Raw genomic sequence first — 12,287 nt, forward strand, 5'->3', positions numbered from 1 at the left:
CTTTTCCTGTATTTCAAACTTCCAAAATTGATAAGCTTGCAGGAATCCTAAAAATTACCATAAGATAAAACAATCTTGCTACTGTTAAGTGCGGATTGTTATATATATGGTCTGTCTTGCCGGCATTATAAGTTGCTTGCACATTGTACAAGACCGTATATACTTCGTATCTCTTTGAAAGATTAATGCATCCGCATATCTGATTAATTCTGACCGGTGATTAATGATATTGAGCTGAAAAGGTAAGCTACCGCCGTTATAAATTGTCATAACATAATAATATTAAAGTAATTTTCGTATCGAGAGCCATCTCAATAAAAAAATAATTTAAAACAACCGGGGTTGAAAATCAATATTTTATAGCTGTTTTGTCCTACTTAAAAACCCCCGGTATCTGTGCTATATATCACTTCCAGCCTTGTATTACAAGTGTTTTGTCGTGTCAAGCCAGATGTACCTTTCCGCTTTATCTTGCGCATCTTCTTCGTCTTCCATATCTTGTGGATTCTTAAAACATGTCCCGGTACTATATCCGCAAACAGTCAATTTCTGCTGATTTTTTCTTAATGCTTTGACAATGTCGGCTATTGTACAATAAACTTATTGTTCTTATGATGATTGAAAACTTAATTACCTACATCTCGCGGAAAAAAAATGCAGATTACCTGCAGTTTATCCCTTCAACCTCACTGGACATGCATCCGACGTCAGCTGATGCCCCGACCCTGCTCTACATGCATGTGCCTTTCTGTGAAGAACTCTGCCCATACTGCTCCTTTAATCGTGTAGTCTTCCAGGAGGGGCTTGCACGTGAATATTACCGTGCTTTACGCAAAGAAATTCTTATGTACAAGAAGCTGGGGTACGATTTCCGGGCTCTTTATGTAGGAGGGGGAACCCCCACTGTCCTTATTGATGAACTTGATGAAACTATCAATTTAATAAAGGAAAATTATCATATTTCTGAAATATCCGTTGAGACAAACCCTAACCACCTTACAAGTAATAATATTGAACATTTAAAGGGAATGGGGGTAAACAGACTTTCTGTGGGCGTACAAACCTTTGATAACGGCATCCTGAAGGCACTGGAGCGTTATCATAAATACGGGAGCAGTGAGGAGATAGCTGACAGGTTGAAATATACACAGGGTATATTTAACACACTCAATGTAGATATGATATTCAATTTTCCCACACAGACGATGGAGATCCTTGAAAATGACCTGTCAACTCTCATCGGACTGGGTGTAGATCAGGTAACATACTACCCTTTGATGGTCTCTTCTTATACAAAGGATGTAATGAGCAAAAAGCTGGGGGTTGTAAACTACGAAAAAGGCAACCAGCTCTATTTTAAAATAATTGAGATGCTCTCTGTCCACTATGTAGCAAGTACAGCATGGTGTTTTTCGAAAAAAGAAAGGATGCCGGGGGAGGCTCCAGTTCATCCGAGGGACGTAGGACGTACAGTCAACACCCACTTTTGTGGGTACCCGGCTCCTTCGGACGTAGGACGAGAAGGCATTTACGTCCAGGCGCAAGCGGACATCCCAGCGAACATAAGTGAACGGACATCCCTCATGCATACGGAAAATAAGGAGGGGGCGACGCAAGCCAACACACAAAACGTCAGCGCGATAAATAGCTCACACGGTGAGCGGGAAGGGAAGGCTCCGACGGCTTTGCCAGTGGAGGGGGCGACGCAAGCCCCAGTAATTGACGAATACGTTGTCCACTACGAAGAATATGCAGGTATCGGAAGCGGCTCTATTGGTTATCTGGGGGGAGTTGCTTATGCAAATACCTTCGATATAAGAACCTATATCGATCAGGTGGACAGGGGTATGCTGCCCATTACCGGAAAAAGAGTTTTTTCCATTAAAGAGAGGTTATGTTATGACTTCCTGATGAAACTTTTTGGTCTGAGCCTTGATATTAAACAGTTAAGTATCAGGAATAAAGTAAATGCTAACCGATATCTTTGGTCCGAAATCCTCTTCTTCAGATTTGTCGGCGGTTTAAAAAAGTCGGGTAATACTTTATTCCTGACCAAAAAAGGACAATATTACTGGGTTCTTATGATGCGCGAATTTTTTATCGGAGTAAACAACTTCAGAGACTTTTGCCGTGCTGAAATGGTTTCAAAAACAAAACAAGGGAGATAAAATGAAAATACGTTTTCTGGGCGCTATACGTAAGGTAACAGGGTCATGCTTTCACCTGCTGGTAAATGGCTTACAGATACTTGTCGATTGCGGAATGAATCAAGGGAAGAATTCGGATGAACTTAACAGGATGGCCTTTGACTTTGAGCCTGACAAGATAGATTACCTCCTTCTCACCCATGCTCATCTTGACCATTCAGGACTCATACCGAAGTTTGTCGCAGCAGGATTCAAGGGGAAAATATTGACTACAGCGGCAACAGCAGAACTCCTGGAGATTATGCTTTATGATTCTGCCCATATTCAGGAAAAGGATGCGGAATGGCTTACAAAAAAATCCTTAAGGGCAGGCAGGGATGAAGTATTCGAGCCCCTCTACACAGAAGAAGACGTGAAACATGTAATCCCATTTATCAACAAAGAGCAATATGGAAAAATAAATGAGCTGGGTAACGGTGTTAAATACAGGTTTGTCGATGCAGGGCATATACTGGGATCAGGTTCTCTTGAGATCTGGTATCAGGATAACGGCAAAGAGAAAAAGATTGTATTCTCCGGGGATATAGGAAAAAACGGAAATCCCATTATAAACGATCCGCAGCATATAGAAGAAGCGGATTATGTTGTTGTAGAGTCAACCTATGGCAATAGATTTCATAAAGGACTGAAAGAAAGCATAGATGAATTCACCGATGCAATAAAGATGACCTTCAAACGAGGAGGAAATGTCCTTATACCTTCCTTTGCTGTGGGAAGAACACAGGACATTCTCTTTTTACTCGACAAGCTTGTAAAGGAGAAAAGACTTTCGCACCTCAATGTATATATAGACAGCCCCCTTGCAGATAAAGCAACAAAGGTCTATATTTCGCATACAGAACTGTTCGATAAAGAGGCAGCTAATTCATTCTGGTTTAAGGGGGGCGAAGGAATGACCCTCCATTATACAACAGCCCTTGAAGAATCCCAAAAGATAAACAAAATAAAGTCGGGCGCTATCATTATTGCCGGCAGCGGAATGTGCGATGGCGGGCGCATCCGGCATCATTTCAAACATAATATATGGCGCCCTGAGTGCAGCATCATTTTTACCGGCTTTCAGGTAAGGGGAACACTCGGACGGTATATTATCGATGGCGCAAAACATGCTCATATACTCGGTGAAGAGGTAGCAATAAAGGCAAAAATATATACGATAGGAGGCTTTTCAGCTCATGCCGACCAGACAGAACTCCTTGAATGGCTCGGCACTTTTAAAAATAAACCGAAGGTCTTCATTGTTCACGGCGAGGAAAACGTTTCCCTTGAATTTCAAGAGATTGTTCTGAAAAAGCTGGGTCTTGACACATACGTGCCCCATAAAGGGGAAGAACTCGATATCTAAAAAAAGCAATCATTATTGATATGGTTTAGCCGGCAAATAATTTGGATACTTCAAAAGACATTAATTATATTTTATTCAGAAGCAATAAGCGAAAGCGAACTATAGCCATACAGGTCATGGCAGACGGAAAGGTTGTAATACGCGCGCCTTACAGGACAACGCAGGGTGAGATAGACAGGTTTTTTAAAGCCAAGACCCCTTGGGTAAAAAAGAAGCTTATAGAGAGGGAAAACAGCGCCCGGAAGTTTGGTGAAAAACCAATAGGTTTTATCCCAGGGGATAAGTTCCTCTATCTCGGTGAGTTCTATCCCCTGGAATTTCACAATATTGACGGCAGGAAATCACCGCTTTGCCTATCGCATGGCATATTCATGCTCGACGAAAACAGGGCAGCAGATGCAAGAACGCTTTTCATAAAATGGTATAAGGATGAAGCTAAAAGGCTTCTTGAAGACAGGGTAACTTATTACAGCAAAAACTTCGGGCTTTTTCCTGAAGGTATAAGGATAACAAACGCACAGTTCCATTACGGCTCCTGCTCGCCTGAGAACAAGCTGTCATTCACCTGGAGGCTTGTTATGTCGCCGCTGGCTGTAATAGATTATATTATTGTTCATGAGCTTATGCACATAAAGGAAAAAAACCATTCAGGAAAATTCTGGGATCTGGTTGAGGCTGCCATACCTGATTACAAAAGGCATAAACACTGGTTAAAAGAGCACGTACACTTTTTAAGGATTTAGTCATAAGAATCCTTTAGATTTTTTTCTTTTATTTGTAACTGCTTGAATAACCTTGACAATTATACATAAAAAACGTTAACTATCTGGTGGTTTATGGACAGGACTCTCCTTCTGAATACTACGTTTGAACCGTTAAGCGTGCTGGACTGGAAAAAGGCTGTAATACTTCTTTACCTCGGTAAAGTTGAGGTTGTCAGGGAATATGACAAAGAGATAAAGGGTGTTTCTATAAGCATAAAACAGCCTGCTGTAATCAGACTTTTGAGGTTTGTCAGAAACAATAATCACGTAAATACTAAATTTTCAAGAAAGAATATTTTCTTGCGGGACGACTATACCTGCCAGTATTGCGGAGAAAGATTCGACCCCAAGAGCCTCACCTGTGACCATATAGTACCGAAATCAAGAGGCGGGATCACTGAGTGGTCAAATATCGTTACATCCTGTACCCGTTGCAATCTGCGAAAGGGTGATAAACTTCCCGATGAAGTCGAAATGTATCCGAAGAAAAGACCGACAAGGCCAAACGGGTTTTATCTGCTCATGCTCCATGTAGGGGTACGGGTTTTTCCTGAACACTGGAAAGATTACATTTTTATGAGGGACTGAAATGGATAGAATATGGGCGCCATGGAGAATTGAGTATATCAGCAGCACCACAGTAAAAGGGGAAAAGAAGTGTTTCCTCTGTGTTGACGTTAAAGATGATGATGAACTCCTCGTAGTAGGGAGAAAAGGCAGCGCCTTTGTGATTATGAACAAATTTCCCTATTCAAACGGGCATGTTATGGTTGTTCCCGTAAGGCATACTGGATTACTGGAAGGACTGACTGATGAAGAGCTGACGGACATGATGTCCCTTGTGAAGATCATGACAACAATTTTTAAAGAAGAGTTTAATGTTGACGGCTTGAATGTAGGCATCAATGTGGGCCGTGCTGCAGGTGCAGGACTTGAAGAACATGTTCATATCCATATAGTCCCGAGATGGTTCGGCGACGCAAATTTTATGGCTGTTGTCGGGGAAACGAGGGTTATTTCCGAACATATATACGAAACCTACAAAAAACTGAAGAGAAAGTTTATTGAAAAAACTCTTTGACCATAGTCAGCCGCTTTTAAATCCGATTGATCTGGTCCGGACATTTACTAAAAAAACAACAGAAGAACTCGCCTTGCCGGGCAGGGCAATTATTGTATTCAGTATAGGCGACCTGAAACGCATACTGGCCGGAAAAAATCATAAACTTGTCGATGCATGGACAAGGTTCAAAAGGCTATATTTGATTGAAGGTACGGACACTATAATCGTTAACTCATCCTTCGGGGGGCCCAATATTGCTGCCCTTGTTGAAGAGCTTTCTTCTTTCGGCGTGAGTGAATTTATAATATGGGGCTACTGCGGCGGGATAGGAAAGTCAGTTAATCTCGGCGATATTATCATCGCTGAAGGGGCATTGAGAGAAGATGGCGTATCTTATCATTATATAGAAGGCACAGATGGAGAAAATACGGACAGCTTTATCTATACGGACTGGCTTGACGAATGGGAAGGACAGGCCGGGGACCGGGGTTTTCATAAAGGTTTGATCTGGAGCTGTGACGCCATATACAGGGAAACAGAAGATAAAGTTATAAAATACAGAAATATGGGTATCTCTGCAGTGGAAATGGAGGTTGCTTCTTTTTATGCAGTATGTAGATACAGAGAGGTTAAAGGTATAGCCTTTCTTGTTGTCTCTGATCTGCTAAATGATAAAGGATGGACACCCGGTTTTCACACGGCCCCCTTCTCGCAGGGGGTAAAGAAGATGCTGGAATTTATGATAGAAAAAGTAATTGTATAGATAGTATGTATCGTTTACTTTTTGGTTTTTCCTTGGACGGACAATGGCATGTTCGGGCAAGCGCATCTGTGCGCTCTACCGTGTCTTGTGCCCTCTGACATACGCAAGTATAGTCGACGGTCAACAAGACATGGTAGCCCATCGCATCTTCATCTTTCCTCTCCATGCCAATGTCCACCCAACCCAGGATGATCATCTCCGGTGATGATCATCCTGGCTATTGCATCGGAATATACAATTGGATTAATGGGTTTTGCATGAAAGGGCATGATTGTTTTCTCATTTTCTACTGTTCCAAGGATAAGGTAGAGTATTGTAATTTCTGTTTTGTTCTAACAGATAGAACAAAACAGATAAACCCAAATATGTCATTGGCGATGGTGTCGGGTTGTCCTAAGCAAACCGTCGAGAGGCGAGGAAGCTCGGTCTTTTGCATAAGCAAAAGTTCCTAAGCCGAACGCGAGCGAATGAAGCCGCCGGAGCGTAGTGAGCGTGTTTGTGTGGACAGCCTGACACCGATGCTCATCTTAATGGAAAATTTGGGATAATTCGTGTACCTGTGTAAAAAATCCTCTAAACTTTGTGAGAAATGATTCGATGCGCCAGGGGCAAAAATTGATTTCTCCACAACTGTTGCGGAGAAATTGTAAATCAAGAACAGGCAACGGTTTACAAAGATTTTAGGATATTTCAAATCTATTCTGATTTGACCAGTTTCAGGAATAATTTTTGAATTCAAAGTGTTTTTTGTTTTTATGGTATCTGTACATAGAACAAGGCAGGACAAGGTTTTATGGAAAGTTTCAATTTCCGTGAAACTGTTTCACGGAAATTATAGCGGCCTCAATATCGCTTAGAAAAAATCCTCTTGCATTTTCATTAACTTTACAGGCAATGGTTTAATTTGCCGAAGGCAAAAAAATTGAAGAAATAAAACGGGGCAGCATCTCAGGGAATAATCAGCCAATCGAATTTCTTGGAAGGGAAAGATAGTTGTTTCAGCTATTGACATCTCTTTAATTTTTCCAAAATTTTGCTTGAAAATTAAAACTAATTGGGAGACAATAAAAACACATACGCGGGGATTCAGCAAAGCAAGGATCAATAAATTTATTATTTTTTCATGTGGATTGTATTATTTCATGTTTTAACATCCCGGAAGAATTCCTTATATCTCGGCTTATCCGGGGATAGACAGAAATATTTCTGTCTATCTAATTGTTATCGGAGAATGAACAGAGACATATGAAAAAGCTGTCAAATGAAATAAAATGAAGGACTGAGCGAATACGGCAAACTTTTTACTTGACACACTACAAGTACTTTCGTATAATACTACTTATGAAGTGTTTAGTAGTTAAATCCGTCAGGTAAGGAGGGAAAAATGGGATTCTACAAAATCGATGTCGATGAAGAGGTATGGCAGTTCTTGAAGAAAAACGCAGAGCCATTTGAAGATACTCCGAACTCGGTCTTAAAGCGGCTACTCTTCGGTGGTACGGAAAGACGTGTTGAAAACACTCTCAAAACCCATACCACAAATGATTTTCCGGTATTTTCCTCCTCTGTCCCGGAGGCACTGGCTCAGACTCTTGAAGTTATTTACGGGGTCAAGAAACTAGGATTATCGAGGAGGCAAGCTACGAATCTAGTAGCCAAGAAACGCGGAATAGCCCCCCAAACCGTTATCGATAAGTACTGCCGTCAACTTGATAAGCGGGCTTATGACGTAGACCTATTGCTTGAGTCGCAAAACCAAGAAGGCCTTCAGGCGGTACTTTTGGAAAGGTTCAGAAACAATAGGGATGTAATTCGAGACTTTTTTCAGAGTTTGGCGGCGTAAATGTACACAAAATATAGACGACCGATAACGAGTGGGTGCAGCCAATCGCCCATAGAGCGGGCTCTGGCTGACCCTCGTGTTCGGCTCTGAATAGGTACTACATCGGATAGCTTGACAATGTGTAGCCATTAGGCTACAATTAAATTATGATTGGTATTCGTAAAACCGAAGTTTTTAATAGCTGGCTTGATGGCTTGACTGACATCCGTGCACGTTCCCGTATATTGGTAAGGATTGAACGATTAGCAGAGGGGAATCCTGGTGATGTGGAGCCGGTGGGTGAAGGGGTTTCAGAATTGCGAGTCAACTATGGACCAGGCTATCGGGTTTATTACAAACAGCAAGGCTATTCTCTGATAATCCTGTTGGCTGGTGGCAATAAACACACACAGCCCAAGGACATTAAAACAGCCTTGCGTTTGGCAAGAAAACTATAGGAGTATACTATGATAAAAACCATTACTACGAAATATGACGTTTCTGAGCATCTTCGTACCCCAGAGGAGATGGCTGCTTATCTCGAAGCCTGCATCGAGGAAGCAAATGGTGACGCAGCATTCATTACTAAAGCTATCGGTGACATCGCCCGTGCTAAGGGTATGTCTCAAGTCGCACGAGATGCCGGATTGTCTCGCGAAAGCCTTTATAAGGCGCTTTCTGGAGAAAGAAGCCCGGGTTTTGACACAATTCTTAAAGTGATAAGTGCACTCGGTTTAAGATTACACGCAGAAGCTGTTGCATAAACCAGCCGAACCAAACGGTGCAGCGAACGTGGCGGTAAAACGGGCCACGTCGTTGACCTCTGTATTATCATAAAACTAATAGTATTCTCTTAGTGTTTTTTCCAGTTTAACCTTTATCTCTTCAGGAATTACAGGCTGGTCTTTGAGAGACTGGTCTTTAATGACCGGCATCCTCTCTTCCATAGAAAGCCGATTGTTCCGATAGATGACGCCGATGGGAATATGGTCTCCCCATTCGAGAGATTTTCTGAAGGCCTCTATTCTGTCCTCAGGATTATATGTTGATTCAAGCTGGTACACTCTTTGCTGATACCACTGGTAGGTATTTACTTTATTGAATGTAACACAGGGCTGCAATATATCTACAAGAGAAAACCCTTTATGAGTTAAAGCCTCTTTAATCAACCCTTTAAGATGTTCCTGCGCGCCGACATATCCCCGGCCAACGAAGGAACAGTCGATGGCTATTGCAAGGGACATAGGATTTAATTGTTCCGAAAGCACACCGAAAGGTTGGTTCTTTGTCACCGTGCCTTCTGTGCTCGTAGGAGAAGCCTGACCTTTTGTCAGCCCGTAAATCTGGTTATCGTGGACAAAGAGCTTAACTCCTATATTTCTCCGTATAGCATGGACAAGGTGATTGCCGCCTTCGCCGTAGCAGTCTCCGTCTCCTCCCTCTGCGACAACAAGCATTTCGTGACTGGCAAGCTTAACTCCGGTTGCTACAGGAAGAGCCCTGCCGTGTAAGCCATTAAAGGTGTTGCATTTCAAATAATGGGGGAATTTTCCTGCCTGACCGATACCGGATACAATTACGAATTGATGAGGCTCTATGCCAAGCTCCGTATAAACTTCTTTGAAGACCTTCAGAATGCTGAAATTGCCGCATCCCGGACACCATGCGGGAATCCGGCCTGTATTATAATCTTCCAATATAGCCATCCAGCTCTCCCATAAGCTCTTCCGCAAGGAAAGGTCTTCCGTCAAACCTGTTAATTATTGCATTGAAGACATAGCCGGTCTCGGATTTCACAAGACGGGCAAACTGACCGGTAGCGTTATTCTCAACACATACAGCAAACCTTGCATTCATTAATACATCAAGCCAGGTATCAGTTTCCGGAAAAGGAAAAACCTCGCTGAAATGGAGCATGGCAATACTCTTGTTTTTTGAGAGTATATCAACGGCATCTTTCATGACTCCATAGGTTGAACCCCATCCCGTAATGATGATTTCCGGATTTTCACTGCCGTAAAAAGAAGGAGGGTTTATATCCCTTCTTAAATAAACCAGTTTCTGAAAAAGCCGCTTTATAACCATTTGTATTCTTGTTTCACCATCCTCGATAAGATGGCCTTCCTCGTCGTGTTCATCACTGTCAGTGACAACAACATGTTTTGCCTCGCCGGGCACGCCAAAGGGCGACACGCCGTTTTCAGTTATAACATGCCGTTTATATTCGGAAAGAGACGCAAAAGCATCGCCTCTTAGCCTGTAATCATTATATATCAGCCTGTCGAGATCAAGATTAGAATATGTCCACTGTGCATCCGACAGGTACTGATCAGTCAAGATAAATACCGGTATCTGGTATTTCTGGGAAATTTCAAAAGCCCTGTTCGTCAAGTAAAATGCCTGTTCAGGCGTACCGGGCGCAAAGATGACCCTTGGGAATTCACCATGACCCGAATAAAGGGCAAAGAGCAAATCAGCCTGTTCTGTTCTTGTAGGCAGTCCTGTTGCCGGCGCCGGTCTTTGAGCAAGGGCAATTACAATAGGTGTTTCTGTCATGGCAGCAAGGGAGAGCCCTTCTACCATAAGGGCAAAACCGCCGCCGGAGGAGCCGGTCATAGATCTGACTCCGGCGTAGGATGCACCGAGAGCCATGTTGATTGCCGAAATCTCATCCTCTGCCTGCTCAACTATTATTCCGTATTCCATTGCTTTGCCTGCAACATATGTCATAATGCCTGTTGACGGCGTCATGGGATAACCCGAGTAAAATTTTAATCCCGAGGCAATAGCTCCCAGGCCGACAGCCTCATTTACCCCGATAAGCATCTTTTTCGATGCAGGCGGGGCTATTGAAAAATCGCAACTCATACAATTCGTATTAGCATAACCCATACCTGCAAGGGCGGCCTTTTCATTAGTTTTGATGACCTCTTCACTTTTTTTACTGAGGGTTTCTTTCAGTACTTCGCTAAAAATATCTATATTCATTCCAAGCATGCCAAGCACTGCACCGGTTGCAACGGTATTTGCCATAATCCTGTCGCCGCCGACATCAAGGGCGATACCTGCAAAGGGGACATCCAGAAAATTAGGTCTCTCATATTTTTCTTTTAGGGATGCAGAATCATATATAATCATAACCTTTTCGGAAAGTTCTCTTTCATGGAGGATAACACTCTCTTTATCAAGGGCTACAACAATGTCTATCTTTGTCCGGGAAGCGGTTATCGGTACGTCTGAGAGCCTTATCTGGTAGAAATTGTGCCCGCCTCTGACCCGTGATTCATAATCCTGGTGGGTAAATACATGGTACCCGGAGCGTGAAAAAACCTTTGACAGGGTATCGCCGATTGTCTGAATGCCCTGGCCTGCCTCACCGCCGATCTTAATAGAATAATCCAGAAATGCCTCCTGTATTCCATTATACAATCTGCAAAAAAGAAACATCAAGGTTAATGTTTAACCGGGAAACTTCCTGAAAAAAATATTGCGAGATGACCAGCAAAAAACAAGAAATGGAGATGCAAAAAATTGTCATTACAGATTATGTAATAGAGAGCTGATCTTTTCAGATTTTGCAGCTTGTGATACAATACTTTTAATATGATAATAAGATACTTTAATGCACTGCTGACAATAATTCTTATATTAACGGTCATAACTTTACCATCTGCCTCTTGCGATGTCTTTGAGAAAAAACGGCAGGAAATGGTTGAAAAAGATATTAAAACAAGGGGCATAAAGGACAGAAAGGTATTAGATGCCATGTCTAAAGTCGAGAGGCACCTTTTTGTAGATCCATCCCGGGCAGGCCAGGCTTACAATGACCATCCCCTGCCCATAGGCGAAGGACAGACCATATCCCAGCCCTATGTAGTGGCGCTTATGACGGCTGCTGTGGCTCTCAAGGGCAATGAGAGAGTACTTGAGATCGGGACAGGCTCAGGTTATCAAGCTGCCATACTCGGTGAGATCGTGAAAGAAGTTTTTACTATAGAAATCAAGAAAGGGTTATACGAAAAGGTGGTAGAGAAGTTCAGACAGTTGGGCTATCGTAATATCCGGACTAAATTGGGTGACGGTTATTATGGGTGGGAGGATTATGCGCCTTTCGATGTTATTATGGTTACAGCTTCGGCAAATCATATACCTCCTCCGCTTCTTGCCCAACTGAAAGAAGGCGGGAGACTCATCATACCCCTGGGCAGTACGGTTTTTTACCAGAATCTGACACTTGTCAGAAAAGAAAAGGGTAAACACACGATAAATGAACTGGGCGGCGTAGCCTTTGTCCCTATGACCGGAGAAGTGCAGAAAAGATAA

The 12,287-nt window shown here is 42.6% G+C and carries 12 protein-coding genes; 10 read left to right on the top strand and 2 right to left on the bottom strand.

Annotated features, from left to right (window positions below; all coding sequences use genetic code 11):
• Window positions 1-611: 611 nt before the first annotated feature.
• The 9 genes from NT010_03145 to NT010_03185 all read left to right on the top strand — a co-directional run bounded on the left by NT010_03145 (window position 612) and on the right by NT010_03185 (window position 8,728).
• Window positions 612-2,168 (top strand): radical SAM protein, encoded by a 1,557-nt coding sequence (locus tag NT010_03145; protein ID MCX5805055.1) that lies wholly within the window; start codon window positions 612-614, stop codon window positions 2,166-2,168.
• A gap of 1 nt (window position 2,169) precedes the next feature.
• Window positions 2,170-3,552: an MBL fold metallo-hydrolase gene (locus tag NT010_03150; GenBank protein MCX5805056.1), complete on the top strand. Its 1,383-nt coding sequence runs from the start codon at window positions 2,170-2,172 to the stop codon at window positions 3,550-3,552.
• Between the two features lie 41 nt (window positions 3,553-3,593).
• Window positions 3,594-4,295: a SprT family zinc-dependent metalloprotease gene (locus NT010_03155; protein ID MCX5805057.1), complete on the top strand. Its 702-nt coding sequence runs from the start codon at window positions 3,594-3,596 to the stop codon at window positions 4,293-4,295.
• 93 nt (window positions 4,296-4,388) lie between these two features.
• Window positions 4,389-4,904 carry an HNH endonuclease gene (locus NT010_03160; GenBank protein MCX5805058.1) on the top strand — a complete coding sequence of 172 codons (516 nt, stop codon included), beginning with the start codon at window positions 4,389-4,391 and terminating at the stop codon, window positions 4,902-4,904.
• Window position 4,905: 1 nt separating this feature from the next.
• A complete protein-coding gene (locus NT010_03165) occupies window positions 4,906-5,397 on the top strand; it encodes an HIT domain-containing protein (GenBank protein MCX5805059.1) in 492 nt (163 codons plus the stop codon).
• The gene (locus NT010_03170) at window positions 5,381-6,142 is read left to right on the top strand and encodes a nucleoside phosphorylase (GenBank protein ID MCX5805060.1); all 762 of its coding nucleotides are present in this window, start codon (window positions 5,381-5,383) and stop codon (window positions 6,140-6,142) included. Before NT010_03165 ends, NT010_03170 begins: the two co-directional genes overlap by 17 nt.
• Before the next feature lie 1,384 nt (window positions 6,143-7,526).
• Window positions 7,527-7,985 carry a hypothetical protein gene (locus tag NT010_03175; protein MCX5805061.1) on the top strand — a complete coding sequence of 153 codons (459 nt, stop codon included), beginning with the start codon at window positions 7,527-7,529 and terminating at the stop codon, window positions 7,983-7,985.
• 146 nt (window positions 7,986-8,131) lie between these two features.
• Window positions 8,132-8,422, top strand: a complete 291-nt coding sequence (locus tag NT010_03180) for a type II toxin-antitoxin system RelE/ParE family toxin (GenBank protein MCX5805062.1) — start codon at window positions 8,132-8,134, stop codon at window positions 8,420-8,422.
• A 9-nt stretch (window positions 8,423-8,431) separates the two neighbouring features.
• The gene (locus NT010_03185) at window positions 8,432-8,728 is read left to right on the top strand and encodes a putative addiction module antidote protein (GenBank protein MCX5805063.1); all 297 of its coding nucleotides are present in this window, start codon (window positions 8,432-8,434) and stop codon (window positions 8,726-8,728) included.
• Between the two features lie 75 nt (window positions 8,729-8,803).
• Here NT010_03185 and NT010_03190 read toward each other — a convergent pair whose 3' ends face one another.
• The gene (locus NT010_03190) at window positions 8,804-9,670 is read right to left on the bottom strand and encodes a 2-oxoacid:ferredoxin oxidoreductase subunit beta (protein ID MCX5805064.1); all 867 of its coding nucleotides are present in this window, start codon (window positions 9,668-9,670) and stop codon (window positions 8,804-8,806) included.
• Entirely contained in the window at window positions 9,648-11,393 is a 1,746-nt protein-coding gene (locus tag NT010_03195; GenBank protein MCX5805065.1) for a 2-oxoacid:acceptor oxidoreductase subunit alpha, read from the bottom strand. Before NT010_03195 ends, NT010_03190 begins: the two co-directional genes overlap by 23 nt.
• 174 nt (window positions 11,394-11,567) lie before the next feature.
• Here NT010_03195 and NT010_03200 point away from each other — a divergent pair, with 174 nt between their 5' ends.
• Window positions 11,568-12,287 carry a protein-L-isoaspartate(D-aspartate) O-methyltransferase gene (locus tag NT010_03200; GenBank protein MCX5805066.1) on the top strand — a complete coding sequence of 240 codons (720 nt, stop codon included), beginning with the start codon at window positions 11,568-11,570 and terminating at the stop codon, window positions 12,285-12,287.

Source organism: Pseudomonadota bacterium, from assembly GCA_026388275.1.
GTDB lineage: Bacteria > Desulfobacterota > Syntrophorhabdia > Syntrophorhabdales > Syntrophorhabdaceae > JAPLKB01.